This window comes from Paraburkholderia youngii (assembly GCF_013366925.1).
Lineage (GTDB): Bacteria > Pseudomonadota > Gammaproteobacteria > Burkholderiales > Burkholderiaceae > Paraburkholderia > Paraburkholderia youngii.
In genome coordinates this window covers 622939-636639 of sequence record NZ_JAALDK010000003.1, presented here as the reverse complement: position 1 = coordinate 636639, position 13701 = coordinate 622939, and the positions used below count along the sequence as shown (strand labels likewise).

The window sequence follows — 13701 nt, the reverse complement described above, 5'->3', positions numbered from 1 at the left end:
CGGCCCTATCCACACTGCTTCGCCACTCCCGCCCTCAATCTATCGCAAGCGCACCCGAACACCCAGCAAGCGTTGCCCGGCCGATCTTCGTCTCGCGCTTCAAAAAGTGCCGCTCGCGACGCAATCCGTACAGTTCGTCGCATGCTCCTGGAAGACGGTCGATGTGCCGCACAAACTGCAGGCATCCAGTCCGCGCATCCTGCCGGGAGAGCTAGCATGCCTGCCATTATCGCCGCGCATATCGCCACTGCCATCTTTTCTGTCATACTCGGAACCGCTGTTCTCCTGGCCAAAAAGGGAACGCCGCGCCACAAGTGGCTCGGTCGATTCTGGGCCGTGGCTATGCTCGCTACTGCCCTCAGTTCGTTCGACATTCGGGAACTGAGCCCGGGACATTTTTCCTGGGTGCACGGGCTGTCGTTGCTCACAATCGTCAGCTTAGGGCGGGCGACCTGGGCGATTCGGCAAGGCAACATCCGCGGTCACCAGCTTGCGATGCGCGGGTCGCTCATCGGTCTCGTCATGGCCGGTATCGCAGCAGTGGCTACACCGCACCGCCTGCTGAATCTCATTGTGACGGGATGGATCGCATGATTCGTGGCAGTAACGCCAAACTCTCCGATGCGTCCGCCGGGTTACCCGTCCCGGGAAAACAACTGCTGGACGAATATGCGCGCGAGGCCGTACTCGTCGTCATCGGCAACGCATTGATTGCGGCGGGCCTGACCGTGGTCGGCATGGGGAAAGGCCTTGGCGAAAACCTCGTCTTCAGCGAGGCGATAGGGCTGTCGATCATGCTGCTGCTCCACGTCGGCCGCTTTCGTCTTCAGCGGAAGAACGCACTCACTGCGCCAAGGCTTGCCATCGTGATGGTTGGCGCAATCATCGCTGGCGCCGCGATCGGACGGGTGATCGCGAGCGCGCTGCTGGGCCTCGACATCGGCAAGACGTTCGCCTCCAAAGACCTCGCCACGACGGGCTGGATCGCGCTGGTCGCGACGCTGCTGGTCACCTGGTATGGCTGGTCGCGAGCCCGGATCGCCGGGCTGCGCGAACAGGTGGCCCGAACTGCATGGCTGCAGGAGGCCGCCGAAAAAACCGCGTTGCGCGCTCGCTTGCAGGCATTGCAGGCGCAGATCGAACCACACTTTCTCTTCAACACGCTGGCGACCCTGGATAGCCTGATCGTGTCCGATCCGCCGCGCGCACGCGAACTGCTCGGGAGCCTCAACCGCTTTTTGCGGGCAACGCTTGAAGCGTCGCGGGCCGAAAGCGAGACGCTCGCGGATCAGTTTGCGGTGCTGGATTCGATACTTGCCGTGCACGCAATGCGCCTCGGCCCGAGACTCGCCTATGCGCTCGATCTCCCTGCCGATTGCGGGAACCTCGCGGTGCCGCCGATGCTGCTTCAGCCGCTCGTCGAAAACGCACTGAAGCATGGTGTTCAGGTTACGGTGACAGGTGGGCGGATCGAGGTGAGAGCAAAGCGCGGCGAACAGCACGTCGAGCTCATTGTCGCCGACACGGGGTCAGGCTTCGGTGCGACGCCGGCGACGCAGGGCACGGGCATCGGACTGGCGAACGTGCGGGAGCGCCTTGCAGCACTCTATGGCGAGCGCGCTTCACTGACGCTCGTCGAGAACGTGCCGCAAGGTACCATCGCGAAAATCCTGCTTCCGGTGGACAATGCCCGTCATCCGCAAGAGAGTGTGAGGCCATGAAGATCCGCCAGCCCCGCCCTGCGGCACAGAACGATAGCGGCAAGGCCTTTTCGCCGGAGGTGTCTCGCGCGCCGACCGCGCTGATCGCCGAGGACGAACCGCTCATCGCAGCCGCGCTTCAGCGGGAGCTGACGGCGGCCTGGCCGGATTTGCAGATTCTCGCGACGGTCGGTAACGGCCAGCATGCCATCGAGCGCATCGTCGCCTTGCAGCCGGACGTTGCCTTCCTCGACATTTCAATGCCGGGATCGACCGGGCTCGACGTTGCGCGCGCGTGCACGAAGCTCGCGGCGCCGCCACAGATCGTGTTCGTGACCGCCTACGATCAATACGCGTTGGACGCGTTCGATGCCGCCGCGATCGACTATCTTCTGAAGCCCGTCGATGCCACGCGGCTCGCGCGCACGATCGACAGGTTGTGCGTTCGGCTTTCGCGCGCGCCAACAGATGCGATGCCCGGCGCCCAGATGCAAGCTCATTTGCAACGACTGCTCTGCCAGCTGGAGCAGATCACGCGCAGCACCGCGCCGGAGAATCGCGCGCAGGCCAGCGACCAGAGGCCGCCGCTTCGCTATCTGCGCGCATCCAGCGGCAGCGACATCAGGATAGTGCCGGTGGAAGATGTGCTGTACTTCGAGGCTGCCGACAAGTATGTCGTCGTCGCGACGCGAACGGGCGAACTGCTGATCCGGATGAGCCTGAAGGAGTTAGTTGCGCAACTGGACCCGGCTCGCTTCTGGCAGGTGCACCGAAGCACCGTGGTGAACGTCGATAAGGTAGAGAGTGCATCGGTCAGCGCGCTAGGGAAAACGTCAATCAAGCTGCGCGGCCACGATGGCGCGATCGCCGTCAGCAAACAATACGCACACATGTTCCGGCAGATGTAAACCGGCAAAAAGGAGCGATGGCTTCGTCGCGACTAGTACAACATCCCCTAAATAGCTTGATTAAATAATTGTCTTGGCTATCATTTCGGGATGAGCCAAGGTCGTCATGCAACGCCAGTGAAGTTGGCGAAGAAAGAACGAGAAGAACTCCTGTCGCTGATCGAGCGGAAGACCGCGACTCAGCGAGATGTGATGCGGGCACGCATCGCGCTGTGGGCGCACGAAGGACACTCGAATACGGTGATTGCTCGAGAGCTGCGCGTATCGGCGCAGACGGTCTGCACGTGGCGCAAGCGCATCGCACAGAACGGTGCGCAGGGCCTGCGCGAGGGTGAGCGTAGCGGCCGTCCGCCACGCATCACGCAAGAAACGCGACTGCAGTTGATTGCGTTGGCATGTGAAGCACACGAACCCGAGGGACGGGCTACGCCGACACTGGACGAGATAGTGGCGCGCGCGATCGAGCGTGGCATTGTCGAACAGATCAGCTGCAGCCATGTGCAGCGCATTCTGCAGGCTGGCGACGTTCGACCGCACCGGGTCCAGCAATGGCTACACAGTCCCGACCCGGCCTTTCGCGAGAAGGTCAATGTGATTTGCAAGCTGTACCGCAAGGCGCCCAAAAACGCGGTGGTGCTCAGCATCGACGAGAAGACGGGCATTCAAGCCATCGAGCGCAAGCACCCGGGGCACGCGCCGGCACCGGGACGGCTGCGTCGTCGGGAGTTTGAATATATCCGGCACGGCACTCAGGCGCTGATTGCCGCGCTTGATGTGCATCCGGTCAGGTGCTGGCACTGCCGCGAGCGGCGCACCCAGGACGACCTGGTCGCCTTCATGGAGCGCGTGGCGGCTGCGCACCCGGGCAAACAGGTGCACGTGATTTGGGAGAACCTCAATACGCATCGCGCCCAGGCCGTCTGGCAAGCGTTCAACGAGCGGCATGATCAGCGGTTTCACTTCCACTTCACCCCGCTGCACGCGAGCATAATCAGGCAGCGCGCCCCTTCAAATGGACTTTCCGGGGCTACCCGTTGCAAACGGGCACATCGTAATCAAGAGACAGACATGCCAGCCATACCCACTAAACATTACGCGACCGAACTCCAGCGTCAACTGCGCAGCTTGCTCGGCCATGAGCAGATCGTCACACAAGCCTATGGGCGGCACCTGCTGATCAAACGTCTCGATGATGAGGAACCGACTGTTGTGGCGCGCCTTACCGAGCTCGCCCGCAATCGTTATAGTGCCGCCTTTCGGAGCCGCACCGGCCGATGGGAACCTCTGCCGGGCACAGGCTCACTCGACGAGATGGCCGAGGTCGTCGTCACGCTCCTACAGCCTTATTTGCAGCCCGATAATTATTAAAGCTATTTACGGGATGTTGTACTAGTGCGAAAGGTCGCTTCTCAATTGCGGCCCACGTCCTTCTATGACCGTTCTGTTGTGTTGAGCCCTCATCTGGATGGCGCGAACAGCGCCACGTTAGAGCGTGTTAGGAACTTCGATTGAGACCTGGTATCCTGGCGGGATGAAAACAACCGACCGCAAAGGGTATCCGACTGATGTGTCGGATGAGGAATGGAGTTTCGCGGCGCCGTATCTGACGCTGATGGACGTTGACGCGCCCCAGCGCAAATACGAACTGCGCGACATGTTTGATGCATTGCGCTGGATGGCTCGTGCCGGCGCGCCGTGGAGGATGCTGCCCAATGATTTCCCGCCGTGGGAGTTGGTGTATCAGCAGACTCAACGCTGGTTGCAGGCTGGCTGCTTTGAGAGCATGGTGAGTGACCTGCGCTCGGTGATACGCGTGGCACAGGGCCGTCGGGGACAGCCCAGCGCGGTCATCCTCGATGGCCGCACGATACAGTCGACCTGCGAGAGCGGCCCGCGTGCGGGTTATGACGGTTATAAGCGCAAGCGCGGTAGTAAGGTACATATTGCAGTAGACACGTTGGGACAGTTGCTGGCGGTGCACGTGACCCCAGCCAATGAACAGGAGCGCGCACAGGTAGCGGAGCTTGCGCGGCAGGTCCAGCAGGTAACGGGACGAACGGTCAAGGTGGCATTTGCCGATCAGGGATACACGGGCAAAGAGCCAGCGCAGGCTGCGTTCGACGAGGGCATTGACCTTCAGGTGATCAAACTCGAAGAAACGAAAAAGGGTTTCGTTCTGCTCCCCCGCCGGTGGGTGGTCGAGCGCAGCTTTGGCTGGCTCAACCGTTTCCGGCGTCTCGCACGTGACTATGAACGGCTCCCCGAAACTCTCGCTGGGCTTCATTTCGTCGTCTTCGCAATGCTCATGCTTGTCCACGCCGTGTCAGTACTTCAAAGTTCCTAACACGCTACAAGGGCTTCCCCGTTGAGCACAAGCTCAATCGAGGTTCGCTGTTGATACATGCTGCAATGCCGCGCTGGTGCGTGTGAGAAGGTGAAGGACTGCGGTTCTACAACCGGTCATGTTGGACCAATGGTCCGGACCCTGATGAAAGACGCGCGCAGAGGCCTCATTCTCTAGCCGGGAATGGATATCCCCGCCGTGTTATTCAGGTACGCTCCGCGCGGGTCCAACCCGCTTCACATCACCGCTGGCAGTGCAAAGTGATCGTTTCTATGTGCTCATGATGTCTGCGCCCGTTTCCCGTTGCAGGTTGGCCGACAGCCTCGAATCGGAGTCAGTCTGCCACTGGTTCGAGCTTGAAGTCATCACCATATTTCAGCACAGCCCACGCCAATCTCGCGTTCTTTGCGGCTATCGCGATGGCTGCCCGCCAGTAGCCCCGGCGCTCGACTAGGGTTCGGGCCCATCGGCTGAAGCGATCCTGTTTCTCGCCGAGGTTAGCAATGACAGCGCGGGCACCGTTGACCAGCAGGCCGCGCAGATAGGCGTCACCTGCTTTCGTAATGCTGCCCAGCCGCGCCTTACCGCCGCTGCTATATTGACCGGGCGTAAGTCCGATCCAGGCTGCCACCTGTCGGCCGTTTCTGAAGTCGTGCCCGGCACCAATACTGGCGAGCAGCGCACTTGCCGTGGTTGGGCCGATGCCGCGCAACTGCATCAGCCTCTTGCTACGCGCGTCCTCACGCGCGATCTCAGCGATCGCACGGTCGTATTCGAGCAGGCGATCCTCGATATGGCCGGCATGCTCAAGCAGATCGCTGATACTGCGCTTTGCCCAGCCAGGCAATGTGTCCAGATGTTCCGTGATGTACCTGCGCAATTTGTCCGGGCTCTGTGGCAGCACCACGCCGAATTCCCAGAGCAGGCCTCGCAACCGGTTGTAGGTCGCTGTCCTCTCTTCGACGAAACCTTGTCGTGTCCGATGCAGGCAAAGCGTTGCCTGCTGATGTTCGTCCTTCAGCGGCACAAAACGCATGCTCGGGCGCGTCACCGCTTCGCAGATTGCAGCAGCATCCGCCGCGTCGTTCTTGCCGCGCTTGCCCGACATGCGATAAGGCGCGACAAGATTGGGCGCCATGAGCTTGACCGTATGGCCGTGCCGCTGGAACATGCGGGCCCAGTGATGCGCGCCGGAGCACGCTTCCATGCCAATGAGGCACGCAGGCAACTGTGCGATCAACGTCGCCAGCTGATCGCGCGGAACACGCGGCTTGATCAGCATCGCCTTACCGGTCTCGTCCACACCGTGAACGGCAAATACATTCTTGGCAAGATCGATTCCGACAGTGATAATAGCCATGGACTTCCCCTCTCGCTGGTGTCGATGAACGTTCGCAACTTCATCCTGGCACATTGATGCCGACTCGCGGCTTCCGCCGCAGCCTCGGGACGGGGAAGTCCCTTTCATTCTCTAGTGGCTTTTATGGCCGGCTGGCGCCAGATGCCGTGTGCCGAAGGCGACCCCTTTGCGGACATGGGGCACACAAAGGAGAATTCTCGGTGATATCTGTTACGAGGCGCACGCTATGACTAACTTCCAGCCTGACGGCTGGCATACCGTCACACCCCGAATCATCGTACGGGATCCCGAAAACCTAGTAGCGTTCCTTAAGCAGGTCTTTCAGGCACGGGGTGAATTTCGAGCCGGATTACCTGCCGAGATCAGAATTGGCGACTCCGTGCTGATGGTCAGCGGTGGGGATGGCCTGCGTGACCCAGCCACGGCATTTCTCTACGTCTATGTCGAGGACGCTGATTCAACCTACAGGCGCGCGATCGCGGCGAATGCGGTCGCAATTGAGGAACCAACCGACATGCCGTACGGCGACCGGCGAGCCATGGTGATAGATGAATGGGGTAATACCTGGCAAATTGCCACACATAAACATGATCTGTCCGTCGCCGAGATCCGCTCAAGGTTGGGGCAATGACAGCTAGCGGACACATGCTCCCATGTCCCGTCTCAGGACGCCGAGCGTATGCGTGTGACGACCGGACGGTCAGCTTGTGGCCGGCACCTGACTCATGGGATTCGGGCGCCGAGCCCACACCCACCCCGCCAGCAGTCGGCTGCACACGACCCTCTTCGGTCAGTCGCAACTAGATAATGAGCGGCAGCTTTTCCAAATCGGAATCACGCTGGCCAAAATGGTAGCCTTCTAATTCACAGCTCACTATTCGCGCATAGGATGGTTCCTTTCTTGGAGGTCCGTATGTCCCGAATCCTTGCAATCGATCATGTTGCTATCACCGTAGCTGACCTCGCGGGAAGCTGTGCATTTTACGATGACCTTTTCGGGACAGAAGTCGTCGCCGAGCATGTCATAGGCGGCCGGGTGCTCGTGCGCCAACTTGCAATCGGCGGCGCGGTCCTGAGCATTCATCAAAAAGGCAACGGGGTCGATCTGGTCGCCGAGCGCCCAACTGTAGGGGCGGCCGACATATGCCTCCGCTGGAATGGCTCGGTGAGTGAAATGCTCGACCTGCTCGAAGGAAAAAACGTCAACATCCTTGAAGGTCCGGTTGCACGGATGACGGCCGATAGACAGCTAGGGAAGGTCTGCAAAAGTCCTGGCGTTGAAGTCTGGTTGTCCTATCCTAGAAAAACGCGAACTAAAGGAGTTCCTCGATGACACAGCTCGGTCTTGGCCTGGATCTTTCAACGAAACGCACGTGCAAGCGGGAATTCCTCGATGAGATGAGGCGCGTTGTGCCATGGTCGAGGTTGATTGCGCTGATCGAACCGCACTATCCGAAAGGTAAGACTGGAAGGTCGCCGTTTCCGGTTGCGACGATGCTGCAGATTCACTTCATGCAGCAGTGGTTTGGGCTTTCGGACCCGGCGATGGAAGAGGCGCTTTACGACGTGCCGCTGTACCGTGAGTTCGCGGGGCTGGACGAAGGTATGACGCGTTTGCCGGACGAAAGCACGATTCTTCGGTTCCGCACCTTCTCGAAACGCACGGACTGGTCGCGCAGATGCTCACGGTGGTCAATGAGATCCTGAGTGAAAAAGGCTTGATGTTGAAGGCAGGGTCAGCGGTCGATGCGACCTTGATTAGCGCACCAAGTTCGACAAAGAACGGCTCTGGCAAACGGGATCCGGAGATGCATCAGACGAAGAAAGGGAATCAATGGTACTTCGGGATGAAAGCGCACGTGCGACCTGAAAGTCGCTTGAATTTCTGTCTAACTCAACGATCTGATCGTCGTGATTAAACCGGTTGTTCCATCAACCGTTCCCTACCCAGACATGCGACGCCGGTAACGGCGTGGTATGAAGCTCTGGGGACAATGTAACCGCCGACAGTTTTCGGTACGCCGACCCGCGAGGAGAAGCGGAATCTGCCAGCACAAAGGTGGTGAGGGACTAGGGACGAGTGGCAACGACCAACATATGTGAACCTCTATTGAGAGTTACGTGAATCATGACATCACCAAAGCTCGGCTTGCTTCCAGCAGGCAACGATAATCGATTTGCGCTTCTGGCCGCTCTTGAGCTTGCTTCGAGCGGTGTGCTTCAGCTCGGCCAGGTTATCAGGGCAGAAGTTCGCCAATGCGTGCCGCTTGAGCCAGGCCCAAAGGTATTCGACTGGATTCAGGTCCGGGGCGTAGCCGGGCAGCAGCGCCATCTGGATTGCGCCATCCGTGCTGTCAAGGTATTCGCGCACGACACGGCTCTTGTGCTGCGCTGCGCCGTCCCACACGATCATCAGCTTGCGTCTGAGTTGCGCGCGCAGCGCTTTGAGGAATTCGATGATTTGCGCGCTTTTGATCGCGCCGTCGTGCAGGCGGAACACGAAGTTGGTACGGTTAAGACCGGCGATGGCCGAAACGTGCTTCCAGTTGAAGTGGTACTGAATGATCGGCGTGCAGCCCTTGGGCGCCCAGGTGCGCACTCGTGTGGGGCGCTCCGAGAGGCCGGATTCGTCAATGAAGACGATCAGTCGTCCTTCGGCGGGACACTTTTTTTGGGCGTGGGCCAGGTCTTGCGCTTCCAGGTCAGTACCGCGTCCTCGTTGCGCTCGATCGCCCGGCGCTCCGGCTTTTGCGAGCTGAACCCCAAGGCGCCCAGCAACCGCCAGACATGTACCTCGCTGAAGGTAACGCCGTACAGTCGCTCGATGAGCACCCGTACGCGCTTGAGCGTCCACAGTTCGGTACCGAATCCGTGTATCAACGGGCTCTGCAGCAGCGCTGCGCGCAAACCTTCGAGTTGGGCCGCATCCAGTTGGGCCGGTCGCCCCGTGGCCATCACGCGAAGCGCATCGATGCCACCTTCTTCGAGTCGGGCCTTCCACGTGTATGCGGTCTGCCGCGCCACTCCGACCATCTTTGCCGCTTCGGCGGGCGTCTTTCCCGCCAACATCAAGCGACCGGCACGCACCCGCTTGCGCGTAGCATCGTCCATTTTGGCCATCAACCGAGTCTCCCTTCAACGCGATGACCGTATAACGCACCAGCAGAGAATCGGTTGTCATGAATTAAGTAAAACTCAATAATAAACGTCGTCATCATTGTACAAGCCAAATGTGCTGACAGGCTTGAGCCAAAATGGCGCGCGGCAAGGTATGGCCTCTGTGTGCTGGGCCATCGTGGACAGAACGCCGCCGGCGGATAGGAGGGGTCCGCCCCACTCTGAAATTCATGCGGAACAGGGTAAGTCCGTAGCGCTGCCGGCAACGGCAGGCGAACCGCAAGAAACGCTGTTAGTGCTGCGGATAGAGGATTGCGGAAAAAGCGAACGCCCGGCTGTAATGGTCGAGATACGGACTGAAACATCGTCCGACGCGAAAGCGGGCAGACTTCCGCGTGGTCATTCACGGCACTTGATTATTCGTTACACGAGGGAAAGCAGATGACGGCAACCGGAGGCATTGCGCAACCAGAGGCCGTCGGGGCTGGTGCGCCCTCGCGCCCCACCCGCATGTGGCTTCAGGCCGATTGGCCTCGCATCAAGGATGAGGTGAAGCGACTCCAGGCGCGTATCGCCAAGGCAACCAAGGAAGGCAGAGGGGGCAAGGTCAGTGCCTTGCGGCGTCTGCTGACCCGCTCGTACAGCGGCAAAATGCTAGCCGTGAAACGAGTGTCTGAGAATCGTGGCAAGAGAACGCCGGGTATCGATGGCAAGCTCTGGTCGAATCCGGCGGCCAGATGGAAAGGGATGGAAGCAATACAACATCACGGTTACCGTGCGTTGCCGCTTCGACGCATCTACATCCCCAAGAGCAATGGCAAGAAGCGTCCGCTCGGAATTCCCCGCATGCTATGCAGAGCAATGCAAGCACTATGGAAGTTCGCGTTGGAGCCCATTGCGGAGACCTTGGCGGATCCAAACTCGGACGGGTTTCGGCCCGAACGTTCGACTGCCGATGCTATCGAATGCTGCTTTACCACTCTAGCCAAGCGTAAGTCGTCGGAGTGGATTCTGGAAGGAGACATTCGTGGTTGCTTCGATAATTTTAGCCACGACTGGATTCTTCAACACATTCCGATGGACAAGGTTGTCCTGCGACGATGGCTGAAGGCCGGATTCATTGACGAAGGAACCCTATTCGCGACCGAGGCGGGGACACCGCAAGGGAACATTATCTGTAAGCGTCATTCCGTGGCCGCATGGACAGAGCTGATGCCGGTGTCCAAAGTGATGCCCGTTACTTCAAGTGATGGGGACTACTTTGGACACACGGAATGCGCGATCATCGAACCGCAAGGGCCGACCGAATTACACACCAGAGTACCGACGGCAAGTTGCCGTCGCGGCGTGCGAGCCGGGTATTTCGGTGGCCAAGCTCGCGCAGGCGCACGGACTGAATCCGAATATGGTGTTCAAGTGGCGCCGGCAACTGCGGGCGGGCCTGTTTGAAGGGGTGGCGCCCAGCACAGCGGTGTTGCTGCCCGTAGCGTTACCCGATGCACCGACCGGCGAGACCGCAGAACCGGCGTCGCTCGCTCTAGAGCCTGTCGAGCCACATCGCGAGAGCGTACCGGCGGCGTCGGGCATCGAGATCGAACTGAACGGTGCCCGTGTACGCGTCACGGGCATGGTCGACCCCGTGCAGTTGCGCCTCGTGCTGCGCTGCCTGATGCCAGCATGATTGCGCCGCCAGGCGGTACCCGCGTATGGCTGGCAGCGGGCGTTACCGATATGCGCCGTGGCATGGATGGACTTGCCGCGCTGGTGCAGTCAGCACTCGGTCGTGATCCGTTCTCGGGGCACATCTTCCTGTTTCGCGGGCGTCGTGGGAGTCTCGTGACATAGTGCATCCTTTGGTTAGAAGCCCGGCAGCTTGAGTGACTTCTCTGCTTCCTGCTGAGCCTTGAAGTGAGGCGGCCGCCGTTCCTTGATAGCCCGTACACCTTCCCTGACGGCTTCGGAATCGAGCGCAGCAACAGGGACCTGCCAGGGCGCGGAGGGCATGAGTTGGGTCGCAGGCAGTATTCCCTCACGTATCAGACGGTGAATCGAGCTCCCGTAAATTCCCAGTCGCCGTGAGGCCTCTTCCACGCAGATTGTCTCCGCATGTGATGGCATCGGATCGAATGGCGCAATGCCCAGCCGTTCACGCAGTTCGGTAACACGAACCGTGGTCCAGGTCTTTCCGTCTGGCGATTTGCATCGCATGCGGTTCATGGTCACCGCAAGCTCCCTGTCCGGCCACTGCCCACCAAGCTTGCGCATGACCTCAACAGCACTGAAGTGTTGGCTGGATGGATACCGTCCAACATTTACGCGTGCGACGCGTAGCTCCGTATGCCGACCACCGGTCCAATGGACTGTGGCGATCGCTTCATTCGTGCTGTCGTCCAGATCAATCACGACTTCCTGAATGAGAATACGGGTCAGCCGCTGCTTTGTCCGCATGTCGGTGCCCGGCGCATTCCACGCCGCTGGGAGGTCGTACGCGAGCGTCATCAGCTGTGCCTGGTCGATCGCCGGCCGGCTTGCGACCTCGCGGTCCAGAAGCGCTGCCCGCTCTTCGAGGTGAGCGACACGTTCAAGCGCCGCATTCCAGCGTGTTTCAAGCTCGCGTGCAACCAACCGCTTCGTCGGATCGACGACCTCATACCGGCGCGCCGCAAGAGATGCATCGTAGCGTGCTTCCTCGAGTTCACAGGACAACGCGCGACGCACATCGTCATCTGCGCGCGATGTTTGCTCTGCAGCGCGGATGGCCGCTTCCACAGCATGTTCCGAAACCGCTTCGAGAATTGCCGCCGCCACCGCTTTGTCGACACGTACTCCACCGATTCCGATACAGAGAATCGCTCCGACATGTGCCTCGTCGCCGCGGCAGTAATAGCGATGCGCGTGACCGGCTCTCATTCCGTAGTTCACTCGCATCATTCGACCGCATCGGCCACATCGCGCCAGACCAGTCAGCAACGCCCGCCCGCCACGAGCAGATCGGCGGGAAGCTCGCTTCTTCATATGTGTGTTCTCGGCAATCATCCTTTGATGCTCCTCGAACTGATCCCACGTGATATAGCCTGGGTGATGGTCATGCAACAGTACGCTCCATTCCTTCATCGGCTTGGAGTGGCCTTCAGTCTTACGAGCCCGTCCGTCGACGACGGCAGTGCGTTGCGTCGTCCTTCCAAACACATACGCCCCAGCATAAACCGGATGTTCCAGCATCTGGACGACCGTGTGATATGCAGGCCGGCTCCATTCGATCCGGATGCCAGCGGGGCCGTGCCGCGTTACAGGCAGCTTGACATTGGATTGTATGGCCCATAGCAGCACCTGACGGGCACTGCCGAGTTCGCGGAACTTACGGAAGAGCACCCGGATGGACTCGGCAACCCGTTCGTCTGGATCCATCTCGATCTGCCCAAGCTCATTCCAGCAGTAGCCCGGAGGTAGTGCAAAGCGCAATTCGCCTCGCCGTGCCTTCGAATCACGCGCGGCAATGCCACGCTGCCGCAGCAGACTGAGTTCGTACTCCGACATCGTGCCTTTGAGTCCGAGCAGGAGCCGATCGTTGACCAGCACGGGGTCATAAATACCGTCGTGATCAACGACGACCGTGCCGACCAGTGCGCAAAGATCAATGAGATGGTGCCAATCGCGGCCGTTGCGCGCAAGTCGTGAAGCCTCGAGACAGAACACGGCGCCAACGGATCCTGCACACACTGACGCGACCAGCTTCTGGAACCCGGGACGTTCGATACTGCCGGAACCCGAACGTCCAAGGTCATCGTCGATCGTCGTCACTGAAGCAAAGCCCATGGCTCGTGCAGATTCGGCGAGCGCGTACTGACGATTCTGGCTCTCCGTGTGCTCCACCACCTGGCTCATGGTTGACTGCCGGACGTAGACCACTGCGCCTCGGCAGAGATGATCAGCAGAGATCTTCTGGCTCATCGCGATCTCCTCGGTCGGTTATGTTCGCCGGCTTTCCCAGCGCTTCCAGCAGAAGTGCCGCGAGCGCGTCGATCACTTCCTCCCGTCGATTCCCCACTATGGCTGCGTCGAAGGTGGGATCCAGGTGCAGTTCCAGCGGAAGCTGTACGCCGGGTTCTCTTTGCAGTCGTCTCATCGGAATGGCCTTCCGTTGACAGAGGCTTCGATGATCCTCCTGCGGCGGAGTGGCGCTTCCGATCAGACAGGACGCGGCACAAGAAGGCCAGCGCTTCGGCGCTCACTTGCGGTTCGCCAAGCGACATTGCCGAGCATATCGACGCA

General features: G+C 60.0%; 12 protein-coding genes and 3 pseudogenes. 11 read left to right on the top strand and 4 right to left on the bottom strand.

Annotated elements, in window-relative coordinates; translation table 11 throughout:
- Positions 1-216 precede the first annotated feature (216 nt).
- The 5 genes and pseudogenes from G5S42_RS41475 (at position 217) to G5S42_RS41450 (ending at position 4952) form a co-directional block, all read left to right on the top strand.
- On the top strand, positions 217-594 hold the full coding sequence (locus G5S42_RS41475; protein WP_176112367.1) for a DUF2306 domain-containing protein: 378 nt from the start codon (positions 217-219) through the stop codon (positions 592-594).
- Entirely contained in the window at positions 582-1721 is a 1140-nt protein-coding gene (locus G5S42_RS41470) for a sensor histidine kinase (RefSeq protein WP_176112366.1), read from the top strand. Before G5S42_RS41475 ends, G5S42_RS41470 begins: the two co-directional genes overlap by 13 nt.
- Positions 1718-2608, top strand: coding sequence for a LytR/AlgR family response regulator transcription factor (locus G5S42_RS41465; RefSeq protein WP_176112365.1), 891 nt, complete (start codon positions 1718-1720; stop codon positions 2606-2608). Before G5S42_RS41470 ends, G5S42_RS41465 begins: the two co-directional genes overlap by 4 nt.
- A 90-nt stretch (positions 2609-2698) precedes the next feature.
- Positions 2699-3607 (top strand): annotated as a pseudogene (locus G5S42_RS41460) (IS630 family transposase); the annotation flags it as partial.
- A gap of 532 nt (positions 3608-4139) precedes the next feature.
- On the top strand, positions 4140-4952 hold the full coding sequence (locus G5S42_RS41450; protein WP_176107577.1) for an IS5 family transposase: 813 nt from the start codon (positions 4140-4142) through the stop codon (positions 4950-4952).
- A 334-nt stretch (positions 4953-5286) separates the two neighbouring features.
- Here G5S42_RS41450 and G5S42_RS41445 read toward each other — a convergent pair whose 3' ends face one another.
- Positions 5287-6312, bottom strand: a complete 1026-nt coding sequence (locus G5S42_RS41445) for an IS110 family RNA-guided transposase (RefSeq protein WP_176112039.1) — start codon at positions 6310-6312, stop codon at positions 5287-5289.
- Positions 6313-6538: 226 nt separating this feature from the next.
- Between G5S42_RS41445 and G5S42_RS41440 the strand changes: the two genes are divergently transcribed.
- From G5S42_RS41440 to G5S42_RS41430, 3 genes and pseudogenes are all read left to right on the top strand, one after another.
- The gene (locus tag G5S42_RS41440; RefSeq protein ID WP_176112363.1) at positions 6539-6943 is read left to right on the top strand and encodes a VOC family protein; all 405 of its coding nucleotides are present in this window, start codon (positions 6539-6541) and stop codon (positions 6941-6943) included.
- A gap of 282 nt (positions 6944-7225) precedes the next feature.
- Complete coding sequence (locus G5S42_RS41435) at positions 7226-7645, top strand: VOC family protein (protein ID WP_176112362.1); 420 nt, start codon at positions 7226-7228, stop codon at positions 7643-7645.
- Positions 7642-8174: pseudogene (locus tag G5S42_RS41430) on the top strand (IS5 family transposase); the annotation flags it as partial. The gene G5S42_RS41435 and the pseudogene G5S42_RS41430, both read left to right, overlap by 4 nt.
- A 272-nt stretch (positions 8175-8446) precedes the next feature.
- On the opposite strand, the gene G5S42_RS41425 reads toward G5S42_RS41430, so the two are convergent.
- A protein-coding gene (locus G5S42_RS41425) for an IS630 family transposase (protein ID WP_176112361.1) occupies positions 8447-9432 on the bottom strand; the annotation gives its coding sequence in 2 pieces (ribosomal slippage) (positions 8447-8988 and positions 8988-9432; 987 coding nt in all).
- Between the two features lie 438 nt (positions 9433-9870).
- On the opposite strand from G5S42_RS41425, the pseudogene G5S42_RS41420 reads away from it, so the two are divergent.
- The 3 genes and pseudogenes from G5S42_RS41420 to tnpB form a co-directional block, all read left to right on the top strand.
- Positions 9871-10587, top strand: a pseudogene (locus tag G5S42_RS41420) (reverse transcriptase N-terminal domain-containing protein); the annotation flags it as partial.
- A gap of 91 nt (positions 10588-10678) precedes the next feature.
- Positions 10679-11110 carry an IS66-like element accessory protein TnpA gene (tnpA, locus tag G5S42_RS41415; RefSeq protein ID WP_217709861.1) on the top strand — a complete coding sequence of 144 codons (432 nt, stop codon included), beginning with the start codon at positions 10679-10681 and terminating at the stop codon, positions 11108-11110.
- On the top strand, positions 11107-11274 hold the full coding sequence (tnpB, locus tag G5S42_RS45970; RefSeq protein WP_176112360.1) for an IS66 family insertion sequence element accessory protein TnpB: 168 nt from the start codon (positions 11107-11109) through the stop codon (positions 11272-11274). The genes tnpA and tnpB overlap by 4 nt, the downstream gene beginning before the upstream one ends.
- A gap of 12 nt (positions 11275-11286) precedes the next feature.
- Here the strand turns inward: tnpB and G5S42_RS41405 are convergent, their stop codons facing one another.
- Complete coding sequence (locus tag G5S42_RS41405) at positions 11287-13380, bottom strand: recombinase family protein (protein ID WP_176112359.1); 2094 nt, start codon at positions 13378-13380, stop codon at positions 11287-11289.
- Positions 13358-13555 carry a hypothetical protein gene (locus G5S42_RS41400; RefSeq protein ID WP_176112358.1) on the bottom strand — a complete coding sequence of 66 codons (198 nt, stop codon included), beginning with the start codon at positions 13553-13555 and terminating at the stop codon, positions 13358-13360. The genes G5S42_RS41405 and G5S42_RS41400 overlap by 23 nt, the downstream gene beginning before the upstream one ends.
- Positions 13556-13701: the final 146 nt, after the last annotated feature.